Origin of the sequence: Aromatoleum evansii, assembly GCF_012910805.1 — a bacterium.
GTDB classification, from domain to species: Bacteria; Pseudomonadota; Gammaproteobacteria; order Burkholderiales; family Rhodocyclaceae; genus Aromatoleum; species Aromatoleum evansii.
The window spans coordinates 1-23,464 of sequence record NZ_WTVK01000006.1; the positions used below are offsets into that span (position 1 = coordinate 1).

At 63.1% G+C, this 23,464-nt stretch carries 24 protein-coding genes; 9 read left to right on the forward strand and 15 right to left on the reverse strand.

What is annotated here, in order from left to right; all coding sequences use genetic code 11:
- The first annotated feature begins 65 nt into the window (after window positions 1-65).
- Window positions 66-572: an ankyrin repeat domain-containing protein gene (locus GO615_RS03930; protein WP_169125749.1), complete on the forward strand. Its 507-nt coding sequence runs from the start codon at window positions 66-68 to the stop codon at window positions 570-572.
- A 440-nt stretch (window positions 573-1,012) separates the two neighbouring features.
- Window positions 1,013-3,310 (forward strand): TonB-dependent receptor, encoded by a 2,298-nt coding sequence (locus GO615_RS03935; protein ID WP_169125750.1) that lies wholly within the window; start codon window positions 1,013-1,015, stop codon window positions 3,308-3,310.
- Between the two features lie 128 nt (window positions 3,311-3,438).
- Here GO615_RS03935 and GO615_RS28585 read toward each other — a convergent pair whose 3' ends face one another.
- Window positions 3,439-3,627: a hypothetical protein gene (locus GO615_RS28585; protein WP_211166943.1), complete on the reverse strand. Its 189-nt coding sequence runs from the start codon at window positions 3,625-3,627 to the stop codon at window positions 3,439-3,441.
- Window positions 3,628-3,657: 30 nt separating this feature from the next.
- Window positions 3,658-4,464 carry a transporter family protein gene (locus tag GO615_RS03945; protein WP_169125751.1) on the reverse strand — a complete coding sequence of 269 codons (807 nt, stop codon included), beginning with the start codon at window positions 4,462-4,464 and terminating at the stop codon, window positions 3,658-3,660.
- Window positions 4,465-4,616: 152 nt separating this feature from the next.
- On the opposite strand from GO615_RS03945, the gene GO615_RS28590 reads away from it, so the two are divergent.
- Both GO615_RS28590 and GO615_RS03955 read left to right on the forward strand, forming a co-directional pair.
- Window positions 4,617-4,745: an HD domain-containing phosphohydrolase gene (locus GO615_RS28590; protein WP_339380122.1), complete on the forward strand. Its 129-nt coding sequence runs from the start codon at window positions 4,617-4,619 to the stop codon at window positions 4,743-4,745.
- 322 nt (window positions 4,746-5,067) lie between these two features.
- Complete coding sequence (locus tag GO615_RS03955) at window positions 5,068-5,340, forward strand: hypothetical protein (protein WP_169125752.1); 273 nt, start codon at window positions 5,068-5,070, stop codon at window positions 5,338-5,340.
- Window positions 5,341-5,583: 243 nt separating this feature from the next.
- Here the strand turns inward: GO615_RS03955 and copK are convergent, their stop codons facing one another.
- The 8 genes from copK to GO615_RS04000 all read right to left on the reverse strand — a co-directional run bounded on the left by copK (window position 5,584) and on the right by GO615_RS04000 (window position 10,431).
- A complete protein-coding gene (gene copK / locus GO615_RS03960; RefSeq protein ID WP_169125753.1) occupies window positions 5,584-5,865 on the reverse strand; it encodes a periplasmic Cu(I)/Cu(II)-binding protein CopK in 282 nt (93 codons plus the stop codon).
- A gap of 108 nt (window positions 5,866-5,973) precedes the next feature.
- The gene (locus GO615_RS03965) at window positions 5,974-6,366 is read right to left on the reverse strand and encodes a CzcE family metal-binding protein (protein WP_169125754.1); all 393 of its coding nucleotides are present in this window, start codon (window positions 6,364-6,366) and stop codon (window positions 5,974-5,976) included.
- Between the two features lie 97 nt (window positions 6,367-6,463).
- Complete coding sequence (locus GO615_RS03970) at window positions 6,464-6,889, reverse strand: hypothetical protein (protein ID WP_169125755.1); 426 nt, start codon at window positions 6,887-6,889, stop codon at window positions 6,464-6,466.
- Between the two features lie 162 nt (window positions 6,890-7,051).
- On the reverse strand, window positions 7,052-8,092 hold the full coding sequence (locus GO615_RS03975) for a DMT family transporter (RefSeq protein ID WP_169125756.1): 1,041 nt from the start codon (window positions 8,090-8,092) through the stop codon (window positions 7,052-7,054).
- A gap of 89 nt (window positions 8,093-8,181) precedes the next feature.
- Window positions 8,182-8,865, reverse strand: coding sequence for a transmembrane anchor protein (locus GO615_RS03980; RefSeq protein WP_169125757.1), 684 nt, complete (start codon window positions 8,863-8,865; stop codon window positions 8,182-8,184).
- Window positions 8,866-8,885: 20 nt separating this feature from the next.
- Window positions 8,886-9,377: a HupE/UreJ family protein gene (locus tag GO615_RS03985; RefSeq protein ID WP_339380123.1), complete on the reverse strand. Its 492-nt coding sequence runs from the start codon at window positions 9,375-9,377 to the stop codon at window positions 8,886-8,888.
- A gap of 380 nt (window positions 9,378-9,757) precedes the next feature.
- Complete coding sequence (locus tag GO615_RS03990; protein WP_169125747.1) at window positions 9,758-9,910, reverse strand: hypothetical protein; 153 nt, start codon at window positions 9,908-9,910, stop codon at window positions 9,758-9,760.
- 269 nt (window positions 9,911-10,179) lie between these two features.
- Complete coding sequence (locus tag GO615_RS04000) at window positions 10,180-10,431, reverse strand: hypothetical protein (protein WP_169125758.1); 252 nt, start codon at window positions 10,429-10,431, stop codon at window positions 10,180-10,182.
- 348 nt (window positions 10,432-10,779) lie between these two features.
- Between GO615_RS04000 and GO615_RS04005 the strand changes: the two genes are divergently transcribed.
- Window positions 10,780-11,553, forward strand: a complete 774-nt coding sequence (locus GO615_RS04005) for a flagellar brake protein (protein WP_169125759.1) — start codon at window positions 10,780-10,782, stop codon at window positions 11,551-11,553.
- 23 nt (window positions 11,554-11,576) lie between these two features.
- Here the strand turns inward: GO615_RS04005 and GO615_RS04010 are convergent, their stop codons facing one another.
- Window positions 11,577-13,415 (reverse strand): 7TM diverse intracellular signaling domain-containing protein, encoded by a 1,839-nt coding sequence (locus tag GO615_RS04010; RefSeq protein WP_169125760.1) that lies wholly within the window; start codon window positions 13,413-13,415, stop codon window positions 11,577-11,579.
- A gap of 527 nt (window positions 13,416-13,942) precedes the next feature.
- Here GO615_RS04010 and GO615_RS28595 point away from each other — a divergent pair.
- Entirely contained in the window at window positions 13,943-14,542 is a 600-nt protein-coding gene (locus tag GO615_RS28595; RefSeq protein WP_339380124.1) for an aldehyde dehydrogenase family protein, read from the forward strand.
- Between the two features lie 33 nt (window positions 14,543-14,575).
- On the opposite strand, the gene GO615_RS04020 is transcribed toward GO615_RS28595, so the two are convergent.
- Together GO615_RS04020 and GO615_RS04025 are read right to left on the reverse strand one after the other, a co-directional pair.
- On the reverse strand, window positions 14,576-15,934 hold the full coding sequence (locus tag GO615_RS04020; protein ID WP_169125761.1) for a HipA domain-containing protein: 1,359 nt from the start codon (window positions 15,932-15,934) through the stop codon (window positions 14,576-14,578).
- On the reverse strand, window positions 15,931-16,167 hold the full coding sequence (locus GO615_RS04025) for a helix-turn-helix domain-containing protein (protein ID WP_169125762.1): 237 nt from the start codon (window positions 16,165-16,167) through the stop codon (window positions 15,931-15,933). Before GO615_RS04025 ends, GO615_RS04020 begins: the two co-directional genes overlap by 4 nt.
- Before the next feature lie 596 nt (window positions 16,168-16,763).
- Between GO615_RS04025 and GO615_RS04030 the strand changes: the two genes are divergently transcribed.
- The 3 genes from GO615_RS04030 (at window position 16,764) to GO615_RS04040 (ending at window position 20,175) form a co-directional block, all read left to right on the forward strand.
- A complete protein-coding gene (locus GO615_RS04030) occupies window positions 16,764-18,602 on the forward strand; it encodes a caspase family protein (RefSeq protein ID WP_169125763.1) in 1,839 nt (612 codons plus the stop codon).
- Window positions 18,599-19,630 carry an alpha/beta hydrolase family protein gene (locus tag GO615_RS04035; RefSeq protein ID WP_169125764.1) on the forward strand — a complete coding sequence of 344 codons (1,032 nt, stop codon included), beginning with the start codon at window positions 18,599-18,601 and terminating at the stop codon, window positions 19,628-19,630. Before GO615_RS04030 ends, GO615_RS04035 begins: the two co-directional genes overlap by 4 nt.
- Window positions 19,631-19,806: 176 nt before the next feature.
- Entirely contained in the window at window positions 19,807-20,175 is a 369-nt protein-coding gene (locus GO615_RS04040; protein WP_169125765.1) for an integration host factor subunit alpha, read from the forward strand.
- A gap of 106 nt (window positions 20,176-20,281) precedes the next feature.
- On the opposite strand, the gene GO615_RS04045 is transcribed toward GO615_RS04040, so the two are convergent.
- Both GO615_RS04045 and GO615_RS04050 read right to left on the reverse strand, forming a co-directional pair.
- Window positions 20,282-22,165, reverse strand: a complete 1,884-nt coding sequence (locus GO615_RS04045; RefSeq protein ID WP_169125766.1) for a diguanylate cyclase — start codon at window positions 22,163-22,165, stop codon at window positions 20,282-20,284.
- A 457-nt stretch (window positions 22,166-22,622) separates the two neighbouring features.
- Complete coding sequence (locus GO615_RS04050) at window positions 22,623-23,207, reverse strand: TIGR01841 family phasin (protein ID WP_169125767.1); 585 nt, start codon at window positions 23,205-23,207, stop codon at window positions 22,623-22,625.
- Window positions 23,208-23,464 lie beyond the last annotated feature (257 nt).

Here is a 23,464-nt window from a genome sequence, read left to right on the forward strand (position 1 = left end):
CAGGGAATCGTCGATTCTGATCGACGGCCGACCGGTCATCGCTCAGGCTCTGCAGGACCGAAGCGATGAATGACGACGTCCATCATGAAGCGTGGGGCGACCGAGTCGGGCCGGAGTTGCTCGACGCGGTTCGCCACGGCAACGTCCCGGAAGTGCTGAGGCGGCTCGAGGAAGGATTGCCGTCCGACTGGCAGGACACGGAGGGATGCAGTCTGGTGTTCTTGGCCGCATTCCACCGTCAGTGGGACATGGTTGACACCTTGTTGGCGCACGGCGCGTCGGTCGACCTGCCCGATCGTCGCGGCTGGACGCCGCTCTTCTGGGCCGCTTTCAATGGCCACGCGGACATCGTCTCATTCCTGATCGGCCGCGGCGCCAATCCCGACGTGCGCACGGGAGACGGGGAGTGGCCCTTGTTCTGGGCAGTATACAAGGGCCACACGGCGGTTGTCCGAAACCTGCTGATCGGCGGAGCAAGGAGGGACCTGCTCGATGAGGAGGGCCATGACATGCTGTGGCTCGCGCGGACTTTGAAGCGACGGGACATCATAGCGATGCTGGAAAGACGGTAAGTGACTTGCTTCGGCAACGGGAGCACGCAGGGGCGCATGTGCGCATCGCCGCTCAATGGGCCGCCGGGGATCACTTAATACGCAGAGCTCATTACGAGCAGGTACGAGTTGCCCTGCAGATCGGGGGTCGGCATCAGACGATACTAGAGCTCCCACTCGTACCCCAATACAGTCTCGCTCTTTTCCTTAGCGTCGAAATGACGCTCATATGGAAGACGACGCGAAGGTCACGTATTCTGCAGCGACGCCGCGTAGTGCTGCCCAACGCAGCGTAGTGCTGCCCAACGCAGCGTGCCGATGGACGGTGATGCGCGATGTATCCGGCAGGACTTGGCATTGACGGACGAAGGGCAAGCGAACGAAACATCGCCAAGTAGCTGGCGCACCGAATGCCACCTGAACAATCATCCGACCGATGCGATTACACTGTGAGGAGCATCATGCAGCACCATAACCGGGCACCGATCCGCAAAGCATTGGCCCTCGCCATCGCCTCATTCGGACCCGTGACGATGGCGCTCGCCGCCGAGCCCGTCGAGCTCGCGCCGGTGGAGGTCGTCGGCACCACGCCGCTGCCCGGTATCGGCCTGCCCAAGGACCAGATTCCCGCCAATGTCCAGAACCTCAGCGGCCAGACCCTGCGTGAGGCGGGCGGACCATCCCTGGCAGAAGGCCTGCAACGCCGCCTGCCCAGCGTCAATGTCAATGAGATCCAGGGCAACCCCTACCAGGCCGACGTGAATTACCGCGGCTTTTCCGCCTCGCCGCTGCTCGGCACGCCGCAGGGCCTGTCCGTGTTCCTCGACGGCGTGCGTGTGAATGAGCCCTTCGGCGACGTAGTGAACTGGGACCTGATCCCGCAGGCGGCGATCGCCACCACGGTGCTGGTGCCCGGCTCCAACCCCCTCTATGGTCTCAACACCCTGGGCGGCGCGCTGGCGATCGAGACCAAGCGCGGCGACACCCACCCCGGCGGGGAGATCGAGCTGTATGGCGGATCCTTCGGCCGCCGCGGCGGGTCCGTCGAACATGGCGGCAAGCGCGACGAACTCTCCTGGTTTGTCGCTGCGGAGGGGATGAAGGAGGACGGGTGGCGTGACCGTTCTCCGTCCGAGGTCGGCCAGCTGTTCGGCAAGCTCGCGTGGGCCACGGGGAAGACGGATCTCGCCCTCACGCTGGCCCACGCCAACACCGACCTCATCGGCAACGGCCTGGTGCCGAAGAGCATGGAACGTCAGCGGCACGAAGCCATTTTCACCCATCCCGACCGGACGAAAAACCGCAGCACCCTGCTGGCGCTCTCCGGCGGCCATTGGCTGAGCGACGACGACCAGATCTCCGGCACCGCCTACGTCCGGCGTACCCGCACGCGCACGCTGAACGGCGACGGCAACGACGGGTACGAGGACGAGTTCGAGGATTGGGCCGACGCTGGCTTTCCCACCGGGGAGGAACCCGAAAGCGGTGTGCTCAACCGTACCCGTACCGACCAGAACGCCGCGGGACTGGCCTTGCAGTGGAGCCGCATCGCCGGTGCCCACCAGTTCGCCGTCGGGGTGTCGCACGACCGCAGCCGTGCCAGCTTCCGTCAGAGTGAGCAGGGCGGCGAGCTCACCGGCAATCGCGGCATCGCGGCCGGGGAAGACGAGGAGCAGGTGAACAGCCTGCTCGGCCGCACCCGAACCACCAGCGTCTATGCGACCGACACCGTCACGCTGGCCTCCACCGTGCATCTGACAGGCTCGCTACGCTTCAATCGCACCCGGGTAATCAACCGCGACCGCATGGGCGACGCCCTCAACGGCGACTTCACCTACCGCAAGCTCAACCCCGCGCTGGGCCTCACCTGGCAAGCCGCACCGACCCTCACCGTGTACGGCGGCTTCTCCCAGGGCAGCCGCGCGCCGACGCCGATCGAGCTGGGGTGCGCCGATCCCGAAAATGCCTGCAGCCTGCCCAATGCGATGGCCGCCGACCCCTTCCTCGACCAGGTCGTCACCCGGACCTTCGAGCTGGGTGTGCGCGGCAGACTCGCCGGCAACACGCAGTGGAATGCCACGGTCTTCCGCAGCACCAACCGCGACGACATCCTCTTCGTCGGCACCGGCGGCAGCCTCGGCTACTTCACCAACTTCGGCCGCACACGCCGCGAAGGCGTCGAGCTGGGCCTTTCCGGGGAGACCGGCGCCCTCGATTGGCGCGTGAACTACAGCTACCTCGAGGCCACCTTCCAGTCCTCCGCCTGCATGCTTGGCGAGAACAACAGCACCGAGGGCGAGGGCGGCTGTCCCGACGACGAGATCCGCGTTTCGCGCGGCGACCGCCTCCCCGGCCTGCCCGAGCACAGCCTCAAGCTCGGTCTCGGCTGGCGTGCCAGCGACGCGCTGCGCCTGGGGGCCGACCTCCTCGCCTACTCCGGCCAGTACGTGCGCGGCAATGAGAACAACCGCCACAAACCGAACGACGAGTTCGGAGGCCGCGGCAAGCTTCCCGGTTATGCCGTGGTGCACCTGAACGCCGACTACAAGCTCGCTCGCGGCTGGACCGTGTTCGGCCGCATCGACAATGTCTTCGATCAGCGCTACGCCACCGCGGGTGCGCTGGCCGGGAATCCTTTCGTCGGCACCGGCAACGCCTTTGAAGCAGATCCGGACGGATGGCGCCACGAGCAGTTCATCGCCCCCGGAGCGCCGCGCAGCGCGTGGGTGGGCATGCGCTACGCCTGGAAGGGCCTCTGATTCGTTGCGGGCAGAGTCCGTCCCCGCATAAAGAGGCATGTGTGGAGGTCACCCATGCTCAAACCCTTAGCCAGCGCAGCCTGCGCACGCCAGACCAGTCCAAGCGACAGCACGGCCAACGACTGCCCTTAATTGGCCGCGTCCCCCGCAAAATCGACAGCATCGGTCAACGGCGACACCGATCCCGAGGCGATGCCGTCGACGATCTCGATGCCGAACATCAGCGCATTGACCCACAGCGCAATCCATAGCACCCGGCGGTAACGCGGACTCACCGGTTGGTCGGGGGTGCAAACGGTGTCGCAGCAATCTGCCATGTTGATCTCGTGGGGGTTCGGGCCGTGGCCTTACTTGAACGGGTGCTCGAGCGACAGGTAAACCAGCACCCCCTGCGTTCCCGATGACGAGCCGACCCCAATCGGCCGGGAGACCCCGGACACGACCTGAAGCCCCGAATCGAAGTTGGCGGCGTAGCGGAAGCCCGGATTGATGAACATCGTCTTCTCGCGTTGTTTGTTGCCATCCGGCTGCACCACCTGAAAATTTGCTCCGGCTGCCTCCAGCATCAAGTTGAAATTCGGGGTCATCAGATAAATGAGGCTGGCCCCATAGTTCGAGCCCACCGTATCGGCACGGGCGCCGCCGGCTTCCTTCGATTTCGGCGTGTAGGTTCCGCCGAGATTCCAGTGGGTGACCACCGTGTCGGACAATTCGACACTCAGCGGCAGGTTCACCTGAATCCCCGTCGCCCCGGTGCCATGCCCTTTCTTGTAGTCGCCGGTCGGTGCGATGATCGACAGCCGAGGCGCGAAGGCGACGCGCTCGTTGGCGACGGCCTGATAGCGGTAGTTCAGGAGAATGTCGCCAACGCCGATCGAGGCGCCCGGATCAGGCGTCCGCAGCACGGGAATGGTGTAGGAGAGTTGGTGTGTTTCATCGGGGACGGGCCATTCTTGCGTGAACGAATAGGCCCACTCCTTCGACTGCTTCAGGTACATGAAACTCTGGATGTGCTGGACCACGCCAGCTTCCTGGTTGTAAGCCTCCTCGACCAGGAAGGAGTTGTCCTGGATCTTCTTGGCCCCTTCGGCCGAGGCGTAGAGGGGCAGACCCAGGGTCACGGCCAGCGCCAAAATGAAACGATGATTTGACATGAACGGTTCCTTGAAATAATGGACAGCACCAATTGAGGTCGGTTGAAAAGCGTGGAGTTCAACCGTTCAAGCGAGTATCTGTTGTGCATAGTAGCGCTGATTGATAGCTGCAGGCGACACATGGTCAAGCCGACATCGTCCTGTGTCACGAGGTGAGCTTCGACGGCACCGGCTATCCGCGCGGCCTGCAGGGCGAGGCGATTCCCTTCGGCACCAGGCTGTTCGCAGTCATCGACACCCTCGATGCGATGACCTCGAACTGCCCCTGCCGCCGGGGATAGCCATTCGACACCGCGAAGACGGAAATCCTACGCATGAGCGGTCGCCAGTTCGATCCGGAAGCTGTCCACGGTTCGCCGCGGACGAACAGATCCTGTGGCACATGGTCGAGATTAAGTGCGGGGACGCTCCTCTGGCCTGAGTTTCTTGGCCAGCAAGCGGGCCATGTGCCCCATGAGTACCGCGCGTTTCGCGAGGTTTACAAACAGGTAATCCACTCGTCATCGATGGGACAGCCACTCCGGCGCACACTGGCAATGTCTGCGAAGGATTCTGGCTCGACCACGCCGAGAGCGGATTCACAAACCATCACCGGAGACCATCATGAAATCCAGGACTGCCGTTGCCATCAGCGCATTCTCTGCTCTCATCGCGCTTTCCTTCGGAGCGAATGCCGCGCCGGAATCACCACCTGCCGGGCAGGCCACCAATACGGCGCCACCGACACAGGCAACTACCACACCAACGACACCGCGCCACAGTCACATGACCGAGAAACTCGGCGTACCTACCGCGTCCGCAGACTCGGACGACAAAACCGTGGCGAAGGAAAAAACACCGCTCCAGCGACACAATCACCAGCGCGACATGAAGTGACGAGGTGACGTCGCGGCATTTCATGCGTCATGAAATGCCGCGCACACACGGTGTGCGGTGTGCCTGCCGCCTTCTTGCGGCCGCAACGGGTTGTCCCGAGGATGCGGTGAATTACCGCTGTTGCGCCATCGTCCTGCGCAAGCGCTGGATCGTCGAGTGCGATCATGGTTGCATCAGGGAACGGCCCGCCATGCCTGTCGGCATGCGGGCCGTTCGACTGCAGCCGCTTCGCGGCCGGGTAGCTTACCTCCCTCGATGGTCGCGATGCAGCAGGCTGTCAAGACGCCAGACCTCATTGCCCTTCATCATGATTTTGTTGCCGTCCTTCGTTTCCATTTCATGACCCTCCTTCATTGAGGTAGCCCGGCCGAATTTATCTTCCATGGCCATCTTGCCGTCCTTGAAGATGTACACCGTCGAGCCGTCCTTCAATTCGTAGGACTTCTCGACATTACCCTGATCCACGGCGAAAGCCGAGGTGGCGATCAGGATTGATGCGGCAGCGGTAGTGAGTTTCGTGAACATGATGGCTTCCTCGTGATGTGTTGCAGTAGATGAAGTCGAGCAGGCCCGTGCGGTGAATTTCCTCATCCGGTCCCCGCTCGTGCGGCACGCCGATACCCGTCCCAGAAATCAGCGTCCCCGGTACAGCGGGCTCTCGGCGACGTACACCGTCACGCCTTCGGCGCCGGGAATGATTTTCGACAGCGGGAAACTGCGCATCGGGAACGCGTCGAAGGTCCAATTGACCGTCCTGTCGCCGACACGAATGGCGACGGTCTCCAGTTGCACAACGTTGAGATAACGCGTCGCCTTGTCGACGACGATCAGGCGACCGGGCGCGCCGCCGGGTGCGGCGTAACCGTAGGGGGCCAGTTGCCGCTCGGAGGCCTGGCTGGAAGACGCTTGGACGTGTTCCAGCCAGTGCGCGGTACCGCTTTCGGAATAGTCCGTGTGGGCGGATGCGCCGGATGCCGCAGCAAGCAGCGCCGTTGCAACAACCATGCGGTTCAATGTGCTGTTCATGGTGACTCCCCTTGCAGTGTCTGAATCGGCCGCTCACATGTGAGCGACCATGAGCACATGCTAGGAGGAAGCCCTCGACAGCAAGATGACTCCGAAATTACTTCGACTTCAGATGATTGTCATGTTCAGGACAGGAATGGCCGCGCTGGACGTGCGAACGCCAGCCAGCGCGAGAATCGCAACGCATGTCGTTTGCAACCGTGGTGCCTAATGCGACAGAGCATCGCTGGAAGACAAACACCGCCACGCCCGTGAAGCCTTGGACCATTTCCGGCAGGCAGCAAAGGAACAATGCAACCGGGAGCAGCGCCAACACGAACAGCAGGCTCAACATCTGCAGGCGGAGTTGCGGCAGCTGAATCAGACGCTCGGAGCCAAACAGGACCAACTGACCGGAGTCAGCAGGGGCAACGCGCGTTTGGCGGCCGAGCTCTCGCAGGCCCATGTGCAGCTTCACCAGATTCAGACGGAGGCGCGATCGCTCCGCGATGAATTGGCGGCGGCCACGGAAACGGGGCGACACGCTGAGTCGTTGAGCCGGCGCTTGGCGGAGCGGGAACTACAGATTGAGGAACTGCTTCGCGGCAAGAGTGTGCTCGAAGCCGCGCTCGCCGGGCAGAGCGAACGTCGTCAAGTCCTGGAAATCGAACTCGCGGCCGCCCAGGCATCACTATCGGTCAGCTCGTCAATGCGAGTGTCGGTGGTGAATATCCGGGAAGTGCGGGTGCTTATGGATCATGGCGGCGTGACTGTGCTGGTGTTCATGCGGTTCGCTACCGTCCCAATCGAAATCGTGCTCATGCTGGTGGTGCTCGTCATGCGCATGGCGGTGGCGGTGCTCGAGTGGGTCATGAGTGTGTTCGTGTTCGTGGTGCTCCGTCAGATGCAACCAGACGCCCCAGCCCATCAGGACCGCCGCCACCCAGAATGCCGGATAGGTCGATTCGCCGAGCAAAACCAGCGCCACCGCCGCGCCAATGAACGGTGCAGTAGAAAAATAGGCCCCTGTCCTCGCAGTCCCGAGGCCGCGCAGCGCCAACACGAACATTACGAGGCTGATGCCATAGCCGAGTAACCCGACGGCCATCGTGGCAAGCACGATGGCCATGTTCGGCACCATCGCCCCTAGCGAGAGCGCGAGCAGGCCATTCACCGCGCCGGCGATCATCCCTTTGCTAGCCGCAATGAATAGAGAATCGGAAGCCGACACCTTGCGGGTCAGATTGTTGTCGATCGCCCAGCACAGGCAGGCACCCGCGATCGCGAGGGGTCCGATCCAGCCGGTTACGTCGCCATCGCCTGTCGGCCACGACAGCACGACGCCGCCGGCCACGATGGCGAGCATCCCTAGCACAATGCGGCGGTCGGCGTTTTCCTTGAACACAACCCAAGCAATTACCGCGGTGAGCACTGTTTCCAGATTCAGCAGCAGGGACGCGGCCGAACCGCTCGCAGAGGTCAGACCGAACAGCAAGGCGACCGGCCCAAGCACCCCGCCAAAGAGGATGGCACCTAATAGCCAGGGCCATTCCGAGGGTACAAGGCCCGAGGGCTTCCAGCCACGATCCCTGATCAGTCGGACAAGCGTGAGGCCAATCCCGCTGCCGAGATAAAGCACGCCTGCGAGCAAGACCGGCGAAAGCTCGCCGACCAGCAGCTTGGCGAATGGCGTACTTGCGCCAAACAGGGCGGCCGCCAACACAGCACTCAGGACGCTGCGATTCATTGTCTTAGTATCCGGGTCAGACGCCACCGATTATCGGTTTCATTGTTGGGCATGAGCCCCATCCCAGGTGGAGATAGGGCTTCAGGGACTTAGAGAACGCGTTCGATGGTCTCGTAGTCTCCGTTGGTCTTCAGCGTAACGGTGACGTCGGTTCCCGAGCGGTTACGCCAGAACCAGCCGTGCTTGCCGTCGAAAGCGGCTTGCAGCGTTCCCGCATTGGCGGTTTCATTCCTGCCCTTGCCGTAGCCGTGATAGAAGCCTTTTGGCGCTTTGACCGGATCACCGTGGGTGTCGTAATTCACTAACCCCCCGACAGTGGACCACTCGTAGCGGACGCTGGCGTCCTTTCGCATCGTCAGCTTGACCTCCGCGGCCTCGCCGGGCTTCAGGCTGATCGTCACGGTATGACGCCGTGCCGGCGCTACTTCGGTAGTGCCCTCGGACCGCGATGTCACAGCAGGCGCCGCGGCGGCTGTTTGCCCGTGACCTTGCAGCGCGGCAGCGGTCGCGACTACCGGGGTTGCCGCCGGTGCGACGCTTGCTACGGGCGGCGCCTCTCCGGCATTCGCCTCGGTCGCGAGCGAAATCTTGATCTCTCCCATCTGGGAAAGACCGAGGGCGCGGCCGACGCCGGTGGGATCGATACCGTACTCCGCCGGCAGGATGGTGGAGACGAGCAGGCCGGTCGCGATCAGCGCGGCGATGGCGGTGGAACGCAGCAATTTCTCCGTGCTCGGCAGTTCGGCGCGGGTGGGAAGATCGGTGTTGTACATGAGTCAGGACTCCGCAGAATTCAGGAAACGAACAGGCCGGTGAGCTGATAGCCGATCAGCATGAAGCCGGCGCACATCATGGCGACGTTGGCGGTGTATGCATGCTTGAGGAAGGCGGCGGTGCGCCGCCAGTAGCCCATCGCGATCAGGATGGCCCCAAGTGCGAGCAACTGGCCGATTTCGACGCCGATATTGAAGGCCAAGAGGTTCGGTAGGAGACCGTCACGCGCGATCTCGAACTCCTGGATCTTTGCCGCCAACCCGAATCCATGGAAAAGGCCGAAAACCAGGGTCGCGACATTGGTGTTGGGCTGCACCCTGAACCAGCGCTGATAGGCCCCGAGGTTATCCAGGGCCTTGTACACCACCGACAGACCGATGATCGCGTCGATCAGATAGGCGTTCACGTTCACCCCGGCGTAGACGCCATATAGCATCGTGACCGAATTGCCGATCGCGAACAGGCTGACGTAGAGCGCGATGTCCTTCAGCTTGTAGAGAAAGAAGATCACCCCGGCAAGAGGCCTAGTTGAATGGAGCCGTGCCAGTGCCGAGAGGGGTATCGTCCTCCCGTGGTGACGGTGAAGGACGGGATCGGGAAGCGGCCGGGAAACACCCGCAGGTTGGCGCTGAGAGGGACAGTTTCGCCAGTCTGGTGCGAAAGGGGCGCGATCAGGTCGGTGGTCGAGAGGATCGGCGCGAGGCCGAGGAAGCCGGGAGTTCGAGCACGACGCGTCGCTCGATGCCTTGCTCCTCCCGCACAGCGGCGAGCAGACGGTAGCCGGTGCCCGAGATGATGCCGATGTGACCTTCGCGGCGGTAAGCGTCGAGCGTCAGTTCCTCGTCGATGCGCGGATGGTCGGCTACAAGCCCGGCGCATACCCTATCTTTCTCAGATGGGCAGTGACGGATCAACGGCTTCCGGCACCGGTTCGGCGTCGATGATGTAACCGCCGAAGCGCTTGATGTGGCTGGTGACGTAGGGGCTCAAGGTGGTCACGTCCTCCCGGGCAACCGGCAACCCCGTCCTTCGTTTCCATGTCATCGCCCTCCTCCATTGAGGTAGCCCGGCCGAATTTGTCTTCCATGGCCATCTTGCCGTCCTGGAAAATGTACACCGTCGGGCCGTCCTTCAATTCGTGGGACTTCTCGACATTACCCCCGTCTCCATGACTCAGGAAAACATGAACACTCTGATCCAGCCACCTTCGCCGATATGGTGCGCGACGAATGGTTGGATGCCACCCCCCGACGAGTTAGCCGGACCTAAGATGAGGTGATCATGGGCCCTGGAACGGTCGACTTCGAAGCCGCCTACTTCTTCTTGCCTTTTGCCTGGGCTAGTGCGCTGGCCGCAGCGGTTTTTGACTGAACGCTGGTTCGGCCGTCCTGGAGGACTTTGGATGCTGCGGACGCTGCAGGCGCCGAGGTTTGCTTTTTCGGTGCGCCCGTTTGTGACAATGTGCTCGCGGCAGCTGTCTTCGATTTTGCGCCGGTGGAATTGCTCTGCAACGTCTTCGACGCCGCCGTTGCGGCCTTGCTGCCAGTGGTCTTGTTGTTTGCCATGTTCCATCCTCCTGACAAGGTCAACTTCGGACTGCAAAAGGGGGGATACTGCTTGAGGTAGCTCGCCGTAGCAGGACACGGCTGCTGACAAGAATATACCTTTTTCATGGGGCAACCGTCCCATGCCCAAAGTCTGAATCGTGCGTCATGCTGTGTCGGTCCTGATACCCCACCCTACTCTCCGTCACGTCCTTCGCACCGCCAGACTTGACCTTAACTTCCAAGGCGTCCCTGCCCCCGAGAATCCTTCGTTAGCTGCCACTGAAGGTCACCATCACACGTGCGTGCGGCTTGGCGGCTAACGCGCGCGGTGCTATCGTGCGCCGTCACGTCCCCGAAAGAATAGTCATGACGCTGGACTCCGTCATTCAAAAACCCGTGGCCTTCGGCGTCGAGACCGCCTCGGATGCCGGTTCCGCCGCATCCAGCCCGGCCGGGGACGCTACGCCGACCCCGCGCAAAGTCTTCGCCTTCGACGACATGCACCTGCAGGTCGGCGACCGGCTGCAGCTCGAATGCCCGGCGCAGATGGGCATCGGCAGGGTCTTCGTGCGCGTTGTCGGCTATCTCGAGAACGCCAGCCTCATCGTCACCGCACCCACGCATGGCGGCCAGCGCGTGAACCTCGTGGACAACGACACCGTCGTGATACGTGCGTTCTCCCGTCAGAGTGCGTTCGCATTCCGTTCCTCCGTGCTGCGTACATGCAGGCTGCCGTTCGACTACCTGCACCTGTCCTTTCCGGAAGTCGTGCATGGCAGCGTGATCCGCAAGTCGACGCGCGTGCGCACCCACCTTCCGGCCAAATGCCTGGACGCGGGCGGCGAGGCGCAGGCGGCCGTGATCGAGAACATCAGCTCGACGGGCATCCTCCTCGCCTTGCCTCACAGTCCCGGCGCGCGGGGCGAAATCGTACATCTGGAATTCGATGCCCACCTGCATGACGTGGACACCCGTCTGAACGTCGAGGCGGAGATCGTGAGCGTCGCGCCCGGGCCGTCGGGCAGTGACGCCGCATGGCGCTGCGGGCTCGAATTCCGCAACCTGGAGCCGGGCGATCGCATGGTGATCAAGGGACTCGTCTACCAGCAGATCATCGAGAACCCTTCGAGTATTGCGTGACGCGCCGGCCGGCGCTCACCGCATCATAATCGGGGGACGGACACAGGCTCCCGGTCGGCTGGCACCCCGTTACCCGAGCCGGGACCGCCGGGAGCATTCGCAAGCACGCAACGCCCGCGACCGCCCTGCTTGGCGCCGTACATCGCGTGATCGGCAGCCAGCATCAATGCATTCGCATCCTCCCCGTCGCACGGGAAAAGCGCGATGCCGACGCTTGCCCCGACGTGCACGACGGTCTCGCCGAGTGGCACGGGCCGGGACAGTGCCGCGACGATCTTGTTGCCGATCCGGAGCGCTTGCGCTGGATCGTTCATCGCCTCAAGCAGGACCACGAACTCGTCGCCGCCAAGGCGTGAGACGGTATCGGTGGCGCGCACGCAGTTGCTCAGGCGGTCCGCGAGCACCTTGAGCAATTCGTCGCCGGCCGCATGGCCGAACCCGTCATTGATCGCCTTGAAGCCGTCGAGATCGATGACCAGGAGCGAAAAGACGCTGCCCTGCCGATGCCACCGCCCGATCGCGTGCTCGATACGGTCCTCGAGGAGCACGCGATTGGCAAGCCCTGTGAGGTGGTCGTGCCGTGCGGCCCTGATGAGTGCCACCTCGTTTTCCCGCAGGCGTTCATTCGCCGCGGCGAGTTCGGCGGTGCGCTGCGCGACCCGTTGCTCCAGCTCCCTCTCCGAACGCTGCAAGGTTTCGACCATTGTCTCCTTTACGGCGAGCATTTCCAGCTGCGCCGCTTCCTTGCCCCGGCGCACGATGTGGATACGGTCGGCAAGGGCGAAGGACAGGAGCAGCATCTCGAGTGCCGAGCCCAACTGCATCGCGTAGGTGGTGAAGAGGTTCGTCGGAAGCCAGCTGAGATTGCGCATGCCCATCACGGCCACGCCCCCGAGCAGCAAGCTCCAAGCGACGAGGAAGTACCGCGCACCGGGATATCGGTTGAGCAGGCAACGCACGCCCGCGACGACCGCGGTCAGCGAGAACGCAAGGCCAAGCAAGGAGATGAGGACGGCCGCAACCCGGTAGTTCACCGGCATCACCACCAGCACCGCGATGGCGAACCCGGCTGCGAGCACGACGATCAAACGGTCCAGCCGCGAGGTCTGTCGCCGTGTTTCGAGAAAGATCCGGGTGAAGAGCGCGCCGAAGAGGCCGGCGGCAGCGAAGCCGGACGGCAGAGCGACGTCGCCCCACGCCGGCCAGTTCGGCCAGAGGAATTGGTTGCCGAGACCGTTCAGCGACAGCTGACCGACGGCCATGGCGGCGACGAAGGCGACGTAGGCGAGATACACCCGGTCGTGCAGGGACAGGTAGAGCAGCAGGTTGTATGCACCCAACGCAAACAACATGCCGTAGTACAAGGCCAGGATCGCGTACTGGGCGTGGTCGTGGCGATGCAGCGCGGCCGGCGTCCATAGTGTCGCCGGGACGGTGAGACTGCCCTTCGACTCCACCCGCAGGTATACCGTCTGGACGACGCCCGACTCTAGGGCGAGCGGGAACACCAGGTTGCGATGCGCGAAGGGGCGGGCGGAGAACGGGCGCAAGTCGCCCCCCGTCTGCCGCGACATCCCGTTCGGGCCGGCCACGAACACGTCGACCCGGTCCAGCGACGGAAATCCAATCTCCAACAGCCAGTCGGCCGGTCTGCCCGCCTCCGGCTCGACATCGAGGCGCAGCCAGAAGGCGGACGCCGAATAGCCGAAATTGATGTCGTTTCCCTTGAAGCCGGCCGGACGGAATCTTGCGGCCACCGCAGGATCCGCCAAGTCCGCGACGTCGAGGATTCCGCGCTCGTCTTCGACGAAGTCCAGATGCCCCGCCAGCGGGACGGAGCCCGCCGCCACTCCGAGCCTCACGGGCTCCGCGTTCGCGTGTGAACCAGGCAGAAGCGCGGATAGCGACAACAACAGCGACAGCAGGAAATGTACAAGGCGCATGTCTGAGGTGAGTTCTGCCGGATGAGGATTGATCCTTATCGATCAGATGTGGCATGGGACACCCCATGACCCGGCGTTTTAGCGCCCTCCCCGGCGGCCGGATCGAGCGGCGATGGAGCGCGGCGTCTGAAGTGGGCGGCCAGCTTACGCGGCATTGCTTACAACAAACTTAACCATCATCATTGCGGCGCCCATTCCGTTCTGATGAACAACGGGGCTTGCATTGATGCGTGCTTATTGCGAATCCAGCAGGAAACAAACCTGCAAGAACAGGCCGGCTGTAAGACTGCAAACCCCTCGATCCCTCACGCCGCTGAATCTTGCTTTCCCGGGGACGGCCATGTAAGCGGTTTAGTCCCAGGGTCGGATGCGCTCACCCACCAAGGTGGAACCACTGACCGCTATAACGAGCCATCGATGCCTGGGGCGACTTTCAGCCGGTGGGCGTGGTTGCCGGCATCACGCCGTTCGACTCCCCGGCGATGGTGCCGCTGTGGATGTATCGGCTGGCGATCGCCTGCGGCAACACTTTCATCCTCAAGCCTTCCGAGCGCGATTCCTGCTCAACGCTACTGATCGCCGATCAGTTCCACGAAGCGGGGCTCCCCATGGGCATTCTCAATGTGGTCAATGGCGAGAAGGAAGCGGTTGATGGGCTGATCGTCGCGCCCGAGATCAAGGCTCTGAGCTTTGTCGATTCCACGCCGATCGCGGAATATATCTACAGCAAGGGTACCCGCACGCATCAGCGCTGCGCACTGAAGTCCCGCGAATACCCGGCTCATCAAGGGAAGGGGCAACAACAGCGGAAGTTCCTGCTCAGGACGCCACGACCTCAGCCCTGTTTTTCCGCAAACCGGCGCAGTCTGGCGCGACGATTCACTTTGCCTTGCGTCACAGCGTCGAGCGCGCGCTTTACCGCCACTCGATTAGCGTCAGCAGTGGGCGGCCGCAATTGCGCCGGGCGACATGTGCCAGCCCGTGCAGGGCTGTCACCTGAGCCTTGGGTATCCGGAGCATCTACAACGTACGCACTCCCGGCATAGCCGGCCTGGACGTAGCAGACATCTCAAGTACGATTATGGGCGTGCGGCCAGACGCTCCCGCACAGCCGGATCGACTTCCCGCCGAGTCAGCAGTTCTTTGAGCGTCGCCGGTCGAGATTTGAGCACCTCGGCAACGAAACCTCTTCGTTCCTCGATGACGGGCAGCACTTTCTCCCTCAGGAACTCCCGTTCGACCGGCAATATCCGTTCGTCGCCGATCACGTTGGCGATGGCCTCCGGCAATCCGGCACTCATCCGCGACAGGACGCCGCGAACCAGTCTCGGCGCCACGTCTGCCTCGTAGGCCATCGCATCCCAGTGCGCCCCCTCCACCCAGCCCGGCTTGTTTTCCCCGGCAATCGCCATGGCCATGGTCTGCCGGGGCAGATACGCCTCCACGCACAGCATGTCGTAAAACGGCGCGACCACCGCCTTGTGCCCGCGCATCAGAAAGGCGATGTTCTTGGCGTGGGCGTCCAGATTGCCGATCAGGTAGTTGAACACAACCCACTGGATCACGACGTTGGCCGCCACGATCGGACGTTCGATGAGGGCGCCCCGGAAGACGCCGAACAATTGATGCAGCCCCAGCCCGCCCTCGCTCTCGTATTTCTTCGATGGCGCCACCCCTAACGCCTGGCACAGGTCGATCTGATGGGTTCGCCGGACGGCCTGGCGGGCTTCCTTCGCCCCTTGTCCAGCCTGCAGTTCCCGGTCGAATCGCTCGATGACATAGAGCGGCTCCGGCAGGTGCAGCAGGCCGACCGCGGGCACCGGAACCTGCAATGCCCGGGCGAGGCGCATGCAGAAGAATTCGTTGGCGGGACAAAAGGGAAAGTCCGCACTGGCGTTCTCGGGCTTGACGATGTGGGTCGAGGGCGCCGAACCTTCGGGAAGGAACATCGCGCCGTTTGCGTCGATGCGTAGCCCCAGTTTTTCCTGAGCACCGGCCAGGGACATCCGGATTTCGTCCCAAGAGGCCATCAGCGGCAGATTGCGCGCTCGGGAGGCAAGGATCTTTTCCTGCAGCGCTTGCGGCGACAGCGGCAGCAGGACTTCCTCGGCCGACTCCTCGACGCCTTCCGGCATGAGTGAAAGCGCCCCTGCGGTGTCCTGTCCATGGCGCAGCAGGAGTGCCCATGTATCCCGCGGGTCAATCCGGTCCCGGACGGCAATCAACTCTCGCAAACGGCCTTCCGGCAGGAGGTTCTCGAAGAACCATTCGACCGGCCTGGCAGGGGCCGAATCCTTGAATTCCCGGATGGCGATCGGGAAATTCGGCGACAGCGCAAAGGCCGCCCACTCGCTCGCGTAGCAGAACTTCCACCACCCGTCCTCGACCTCGAGCGTTCCGACGCGGGCGCCGTTGGCCAGAACGACCAAGGCGCTCATTCTGTTTCACCCGGCAGCCGCAGCCTGAGCTCGATGCCAAAGCGACTACAGACGGCCAGCACTTTACCAACCTGCGCCGTAGCCTTGCCTTGCTCCAGGCCATTCAGAAAGGGCAGACTGACGTTGCACAGCGCCGCGGCATCGCGCTGGGTCAATCCCGACTCTTTGCGAACGGCCCGAACGATCTTCCCAAGTTCGGCGACCGAGGAGATACCAGCCTCTCGGGGTAGCATCGTCCCTCCGAAAATAAACGATCATTGAATCTTGCTCTACATCATCGTTGAGAGCAATGAAATTCAACGAACGTTGATCATTTCTATGAATTCCGTTCCGCGAGGCAATCCTCACCCATCCGTCTCCACATCCCTTGGTTGTTGTGCGCCTCGGCTCAGCAAGTTGTTGTCGCCAGTTGGAGTCCCCCGCGTCGGTCGAACTCGCGAGAGCCCTTACTCCTCTCCGTCTGCGCATCGGCACCGACCCGTTTGCTTGCGGCCGCCCTCTTTCACGATGTGGGGGAGTTGCATACGGACCCGGCGCTCCTCGATCCGCGCCGTCGGATTTGCGAGCACGAGTGGCGTCATATCTGTGTACATCCCATCACCGGCTATCTGATCGCGCGCGAGGCCGGGGGCTAGGCCTGCATTCCCTTGTGCGAACTCGACGAACGGCGTGCGGGGTCCTACGATTAACCATGGCAAATAGTTCCTCCGCCCGTCGGTGGTTCCTCACGGATCCGTGAACGTTCGCCGGCTGCAAACGCGTCGGACGGGACGTGACCCGGTCGTAGTGGGCCCCCAAGGACGGACGTGACGATCATCAAGGGAACGAAATGAAACGGCGCGATTTTCTTGCTATGGGCGTCACCACGGCCGGAATGCTCGCGGCCTGGCCTGTTCTCGCACAGACTGGCGGCCACAAACGGCGGGCGGCTGTCGTGATTGGAGTCAAGAAGGCGGGCAAGCTGCCGGTGCTCAAAGGGGTGACGTCCGGAACCCGCAGCGTCGCGAACTGGCTCGAAGCCGAAGGCTTCGAGGTGAGATGCCTCGTCGACGATAGTAAGCCCGTCAGAGCAAGCGAGATCTTCGATGTCATCGAGGAGTTCGTCGGACGCGGGACGCTCGACCAGTTGGTGATCTATTTCTCCGGCCATGGCTTTCTCAGCGGCTATTCCGAACACTGGCTGCTTTCGAAAGCACCCGACAACCCGAATGAAGCCGTCAGCCTGCGCGAAAGCGTCGAGCTCGCGAGGGAGTCGGCGATCCCGAATGTGGTCTTCATCTCGGATGCTTGCCGTTCCACGCCCGATAGTCTCGGCACCGGACGCGTGCGTGGCAGCCTGATTTTCCCGAATCGGGGCGTCGCTCGCGACGTGCGTGCGGACGTGGACCAGTTTCTTGCGGCCCTGCCGGGTGACCCCGCCTTCGAGGTCGCACTCCAGGAGAGTGTCGCCGCCTACGAGGGCATTTATACCGCGAGCTTCCTCGGCGCATTCGAACGTCCCGACGACACGATGGTGCGCATCGTGAACGGTATGCGAGTGGTGCCCAACAACATGCTTAAGTCCTATCTCGAGCGCGAGGTCCGCAAGAGGGCCGAAGCCAAGTCGATCAAACTTCGGCAGATTCCTGATGCCTACGTGACATCGGGTGAGACAACCTTCATTGGCCGGGTGACGCTCCCGGCACCGCAACCATCCCCTGTTACGCGGGATGTCCCTACGATTGTCGATGTAGCCGGCCTCGCGCTCGGGCGCGTTGGCGCAGGCGTTCTCGCGGCCGCCCTGCCGCAGTTGCCGGAGGGCACCATCGCCCACGCCGCTGCCGAAATCGGTTTCACCACGGCGCAGGATGCCATCCTCGGGGCCCCGGAAACCCGACAATTCGAGACACAAACCGGCTTTGTCGTCTCCGGTGCGCGAGTGACACAGGCGATCTGCAATCCGAAGATGCGCGTGCAGATCCTGACGCAGGGCGACGGACATGCCGTGGCGGCGCTTGTCCGCGTCGAGCCTGCAGGGGTGGTCGCCGGCAGTGTGGCGCTCGGCTTCTCCGACGGATCGGGCGCGGTGGTCGCAGTACTTGAGGGCTACATCGGCAACGTGGTCGTCGGCGCCGGGGGCGTGAGCAATGTGAGTTATATTCCGTCGCGGAACAACTGGCGGTGGGCCGACTACGAACAGCATCGCGCGCGCATCAACGAACTGCATGCGGCCATCGCCACCACCGCCCGCTTCGGCCTGTTTCGGATCGAAGGCGAACGAAGGAGCAGGACCGCAAGAGCCAGGCAGCTCGGCGACACCATTCGTATCCTCAAAGGCATCGACCCGACGCTCGGTCTGTACGCGGCCTATGCGTATTCCGACGCGGACCTGATCGACCAGGTGGAGTCGGTGCTCGGCTTCATGCGGGACGACTTGCGAACGGACCTCTTCGACGTGGCGATGCTGGCCGGGGCGCTCTCTGGTAGCCGCCGCAACGACGCCTATGGTCCTGTCCCATTTTGCCCGCTGTTGTCCCAAGGGTGGAACCTGCTCCGGGCCCGGGGCGTGCGCATGCCACCGGAAGTCGACGCCGCGCGCGATTACCTTCGCCCCGCATTGTGGACGACCTTCGATCCAGGAGGTATGCAGATCCTCAACCGGGCACTTCTGGAAGGGAGGCTGCGATGAGCGCCGACGAGTCTCGAACGAGCGCATCCGGCAAGCCGTGCTCGACTACATCGACAGAACACATAGTGAATCGCCGGCATATGTTGGAGGTGGCGTTGGCATTCGCCATCGCGGGCGTCCTTCCCATGTCGCGCGCGGCCCTTGCCGCGGGGAAGGTGAGGAGGCTTGTCCTCGTGCACGGACGCAGCCAGCAGGGGAAGGATCCCGCTGCTCTGCGAGCGGAATGGATGGATGCGTTGCGTCGCGGCGCACAGACACTCGGCCACGCGCTGCCGGTCGGGATCGAGGTCGCGCTGCCATTCTACGGTGATGCCCTGGCAGCATTCACCGAACAGTACGACATCCCGCTGACGACGGATGTTCAGACGCGGGGTGCGGCGGTGGACGAGGAGTTCCTCGCCTTTCAGGCGGAAATGGCCGAGAGCGTGCGTCAGAGCGCCGGCATCTCCGACGAGCTCGTCGATGCCGAATACGGGCCCAATCTCAGGCAGAAAGGACCCCTCAACCAGGAATGGGTGCTGGCGATTCTGCGCGCGATCGACAAGCATGGGGGTGGCATGAGCCAAAGCGCGCTTGAGCTGTTCATACGGGATGTTTTCCTGTACACCACCCGCGCAGGCGTCCGTGACGAGATCGACCGCATCGTTGCGAGTCACTTGACCGAGGCCCCCACGGTGGTCGTAGGCCATTCGCTGGGCTCGGTGGTCGCCTATAACATCCTGCGGTCCGACCGTCGGTCGCTCAACATCCCCCTGTTCATCACGGTCGGCTCGCCGCTCGGGATCCGCGCCGTCCGCGACCAACTGCGGCCACTTCGGTTTCCGCCCCCCGTCCAGGCCTGGTACAACGCCTTTGATGGCCGCGATGTCGTAGCGCTGCACGCCTTGGATGCGGCCAACTTCCCGGTCGTACCTGCGATCGAGAACAATCCCACCGTCAAGAATCACACCGCCAATCGCCATGGCGTCGTGGGCTATCTCGACGATCCCGGTGTGGTAAGACACGTTCTGGGCGCGCTGGGCGTGTAACGTCAGCAGGCAGGGGACGTACGGGCTGCCTTGCATACTTCCGCGCTCGTGCTGGCCGCATGCCGTCACTACAGCGGCTGTATCCGCCACGACAAGGCGGAGTAAACTTCGCCATGTCCAGGCATCGACCGTGATGCACCCTCGCCGTCTTTCCAAACCGCACGAACCGCCCCACCATGACCCTGACCAAGGCCGATCTCACCCAATGCATCGCCGACGCCATCGGATTCAACAAGCGCGGAGCAACTGAAATGGTCGAAGCCTTTTTCGAGGAGATTGCCACCGTGCTCGCGGGCGGAGAGGAGGTCAAGCTGTCTGGCTTTGGCAGCTTCCAGTTGCGTCAAAAAGACGCACGCCCGGGACGTAACCCGAAGACGGGGGACACCGCCGTGGTCCGCGCGCGTCGCGTTGTGGTGTTTCGCCCCAGTATCAAGCTCAAAGGTGCGGCTGGCACCGGCAAGCGACCGTCAGACGGCCCCGGCACGGCGGCTGCTACGCATCGTGCGACTCACAGTGCCCTGGACGACATCGAGGAGTTCATGTAAGTCGCTGCGGCGCGTCCGTGCCGCGATGCCGAATATGATGTCTTCTTGACAGACGTTGAAGGGCGACGAAAGGTGGTAGCGCACTATGCCGCGACCGCCCTGCCTGTCAGACGCAATCCCTGTCCAGTCGGACGAACTGATCCCGTCCACGCGCCTTCGCCAGATAGAGCGCCCGGTCGGCCCGTTTCAGTGCCGCTTCGAGACTGTCATCGCCGCCGCAGTCGAAGGCCGTCAAACCGATGCTCACGGTAAACGACAGCGTATGTTCGCCGTCGCTCACGCAGCACTGCCGGATCTGGCTCAGCAGGCGCCTGACGAACTCCTGCGCACTTTCAGCGTCAGTTTCGGGCAGCGTGATGCCGAATTCCTCGCCGCCGAGGCGGCCGACGATATCTCCCGCCCGCACGTTCAACGCCTTCGCGAGCGCCTTGAGGACAAGGTCTCCCGTGGGGTGCCCATAGGTGTCGTTGATGTGCTTGAACTTGTCCGCGTCAAGGGCCATCAGGGTCAGCGGACGCCCGTAGCGTCTGGCATTGGCGATCAGCTCCTCGGTTCGCCTGGTCCAGGCGCCGCGGTTCAGGACGCCGGTCAAGGCGTCCGTCGTCGCTAGACGCCGCATTTCTTCTTCAATTGCCTTTCGGTCCGAGATGTCGCGGATGACGCAAACGAAGAGCGCCGGATCTGCGTTTTCAGTGCAGCCGACGGTGGCTTCGATGAAAAACTCGCGGCCGTCCTTCGATTGGGCCTTGAGCTCCCGCGTTTGCAGGATCGGGGATTCTTCCGCGACCGTCGCACGGTTGACCGGAACGTCTTCGATCGCTTCCGGCTCTGGAAGCAAGAAGCCGAGGCTGCGGCCAAGCGCCTCCCTCGCCGAGTAGCCGAACATCTGCTCTGCGGCCGTATTGAACTCGACGATCTTTCTTTCAAGGTCGCACACCACCACGGCATCGGTCGCGGTATTCATGAAGAGCCGCGCACGTGCCTCGCTCAGGCGCAGTTCGTTCGTGCGTGCTGCCACCCGTTCCTCCAGGTGGATGTTGGCTTCCGCGAGCGCATCGACGGCCTTGCGACGACGCTGAAACTGGCGGTACGCAAAAACGGCGATGAGGATTAGCGCGAGGTTGCTGCTTATGCCTATCGCTACATACCGTCGAGCGATCTGCTGCCATGGGGCGAGAACCTGGCTCTCGCTGACAGTGGCCGTGACGACGAGCGGGTATTTCGCCGAGCTGGTGTACGCGCCAAGCGCCGATTCGTCCCCGAATAGTGCTCCGCCGCGGAAATCACCCTCGGCCGCGCGGTCGAGCAAGCCGCTGAACAGCGGCGTCTTCGACCAGTCGCGCGTGTAGCAATCCTCGCTGTCGGGCAGGCACGCAAGCGCCGCGCCACCGCGGAGGAACAGACGCAGCACGTAACCTTCCGGGAGGGCCTGGGCGCTCAGGATGTTCGCCAAACCGGCCGGATCGACCGCGGCAACGGCGACGCCCAGGAACAGGCCGCCATCGTTCGTGACGCGGCGGCTGGTCGGCACGAACCGTCCGGCGCGTCTCATATCGACCAGCGGTGGTCCGATATACAGGCCGGCATCCCAGGAGTCGGCCTGCGCGGTGAAGTACTCGCGATGCGCGATGTTCAGGTCCGGTGCCGGAAAGGACAAGGACGTCGCTGCAAGCTGACCGTCCGCGCCCGTTACCAGAAGCCAATGCACGTTGGCGGTGATCGCATGACGCCGCACCAGAAGACGGTGGATTTCGAGGTCGGTCAGGCCGGCTCTTATCCCGACGACTTCGCTGATGCCGGAAAGCGTGCGATCGTAGGTGTCGAAGAGTTGCTCGGCCCGGCGCAGCACGACATTGCTCGAAACCTTGAGATTCGCCGCTGCCTGTATCCCGAGCAGATCCAGGCCTTCGCGAGCCAGCAGGTGCAGCTGGAAGTCGACAAGGAAGATGATGGCGAGCACGGCCGCGATCCAACGGTATGCGATCTTCATTCGTGTCGCCCTGAAGGGCCGTGCAGGGTGGTGGGGAGACTTCGTGGGAAGTGCTACGGAGGCTGCACGACTTGCCGTGTTGGTCCATCGATTTCGCGGCCGAACCGATAATATCATCCGGCGCTCTGAATATTTTCCGCACGGGGAGCCACCGCCGAATACGGGCGCCTGACGCGAGGCTCGCGCCGCGCGCAGTCGGGCACGGGCCCAACCTGTGCAACGTTTGCACAGGTTGCAAGCGCCGGAGATGAGTAGCTTGGTGATGCGCAAGGTCTGCACATCAGCCCCCAACGCCCCCCCCCCGAGGAATCCTTGGTCGTTGCCACTGTCCGTCTGAATACAGCGTCGACGCAGCTTGGACCGCTCATCGCGTTGAGCCCCGGAGATGCAGGCCCACGTGCGTGGACAAAAAAATGCCGCCCGGGCCAGGGCGGCACTGTCGCGCGAGCGAGCCTGTTCAGCTCACCCCATTCCGTATGCGATCAGGCAGACTTCTTGGACGCCGCCGCCCTGGGCGACGCCCCTTGACCGCAGCGCTCGCTGCCGTCACGGTCGCTTCGGCGATCTCGGTCGCTTGCGTGGTCGCCTTGCTGACGCTGTCGAACACGTTGTTGGCGGCGTCGACGGCGGACTTAAAGGCAGCGAACAGGGCCTCGGAACCCGTCGGAGCGGACTTGGCGGCCTTGTCCAGCGCGTCGGTGAAGGTCTTGTTCAGCTGAGCCACTCGCACTTCGAAAAGCTTCGCGATTTCCTGCTGGCCCTCGGGCGCGATTTCATACACGCCGCGACCGTAGACGACCGTCCTATCAAGCATCGGCTGAGCCAACGTGCCTTGCAAGGCAAGCAGATCCTGCGGGGGCTTCACCGCGAGCACGGTCTTCGTGGCGGCAACGCTGTCGTCGAGCACCGAGCGGGCCGTGTTCAGATTCAGCTCGGTCAGGCGCTCGACCTGGGTGAACGCCTGGTTGGCAAGAGTCGCCAGGATTTCCACGCTGACTTGGTTGCCGAAGGCGAACTGCTCGCGGGCGGCAAAGGCGTTCATCGTCAATTTCCTTCGTGAGATCGGTTGAATCGTCAATGGCATCCGCATATCGAATTGCAGATCGGTTTGGCAGCGGTCTGGGTGGCGTCGGTCGTCGGAATCGTCGCCTACAACAAGTGGCAGGAACGCAAGCACCGCGAACCGCCGCGGCGTGGCGCCCCCCCCCCCGCGGAGCGACTAAGAGCGCAGGGCGGCTGACCACCGCAAACCCAGGTGTCGAATTTCAGTTCGACATTCTGGGGAAAATTCGGCCGACG

Excerpts from the sequence above, each read along its gene's own strand:
- GO615_RS04030 (WP_169125763.1), top strand. The coding sequence starts at position 16,764 with ATGAAACGGCGCGATTTTCTTGCTATGGGCGTCACCACGGCCGGAATG.
- GO615_RS04020 (WP_169125761.1), bottom strand. The coding sequence starts at position 15,934 with ATGAGCGCCTTGGTCGTTCTGGCCAACGGCGCCCGCGTCGGAACGCTC.
- GO615_RS04040 (WP_169125765.1), top strand. The coding sequence starts at position 19,807 with ATGACCCTGACCAAGGCCGATCTCACCCAATGCATCGCCGACGCCATC.
- GO615_RS03955 (WP_169125752.1), top strand. The coding sequence starts at position 5,068 with ATGAAATCCAGGACTGCCGTTGCCATCAGCGCATTCTCTGCTCTCATC.
- GO615_RS04025 (WP_169125762.1), bottom strand. The coding sequence starts at position 16,167 with ATGCTACCCCGAGAGGCTGGTATCTCCTCGGTCGCCGAACTTGGGAAG.
- GO615_RS04050 (WP_169125767.1), bottom strand. The coding sequence starts at position 23,207 with ATGAACGCCTTTGCCGCCCGCGAGCAGTTCGCCTTCGGCAACCAAGTC.
- copK (WP_169125753.1), bottom strand. The coding sequence starts at position 5,865 with ATGTTCACGAAACTCACTACCGCTGCCGCATCAATCCTGATCGCCACC.
- GO615_RS04045 (WP_169125766.1), bottom strand. The coding sequence starts at position 22,165 with ATGAAGATCGCATACCGTTGGATCGCGGCCGTGCTCGCCATCATCTTC.
- GO615_RS03935 (WP_169125750.1), top strand. The coding sequence starts at position 1,013 with ATGCAGCACCATAACCGGGCACCGATCCGCAAAGCATTGGCCCTCGCC.
- GO615_RS03975 (WP_169125756.1), bottom strand. The coding sequence starts at position 8,092 with ATGAATCGCAGCGTCCTGAGTGCTGTGTTGGCGGCCGCCCTGTTTGGC.
- GO615_RS04035 (WP_169125764.1), top strand. The coding sequence starts at position 18,599 with ATGAGCGCCGACGAGTCTCGAACGAGCGCATCCGGCAAGCCGTGCTCG.
- GO615_RS04000 (WP_169125758.1), bottom strand. The coding sequence starts at position 10,431 with ATGGCAAACAACAAGACCACTGGCAGCAAGGCCGCAACGGCGGCGTCG.
- GO615_RS03945 (WP_169125751.1), bottom strand. The coding sequence starts at position 4,464 with ATGTCAAATCATCGTTTCATTTTGGCGCTGGCCGTGACCCTGGGTCTG.
- GO615_RS03965 (WP_169125754.1), bottom strand. The coding sequence starts at position 6,366 with ATGAACAGCACATTGAACCGCATGGTTGTTGCAACGGCGCTGCTTGCT.
- GO615_RS04005 (WP_169125759.1), top strand. The coding sequence starts at position 10,780 with ATGACGCTGGACTCCGTCATTCAAAAACCCGTGGCCTTCGGCGTCGAG.
- GO615_RS03930 (WP_169125749.1), top strand. The coding sequence starts at position 66 with ATGAATGACGACGTCCATCATGAAGCGTGGGGCGACCGAGTCGGGCCG.
- GO615_RS03990 (WP_169125747.1), bottom strand. The coding sequence starts at position 9,910 with ATGACATGGAAACGAAGGACGGGGTTGCCGGTTGCCCGGGAGGACGTG.
- GO615_RS28585 (WP_211166943.1), bottom strand. The coding sequence starts at position 3,627 with ATGGCAGATTGCTGCGACACCGTTTGCACCCCCGACCAACCGGTGAGT.
- GO615_RS03980 (WP_169125757.1), bottom strand. The coding sequence starts at position 8,865 with ATGTACAACACCGATCTTCCCACCCGCGCCGAACTGCCGAGCACGGAG.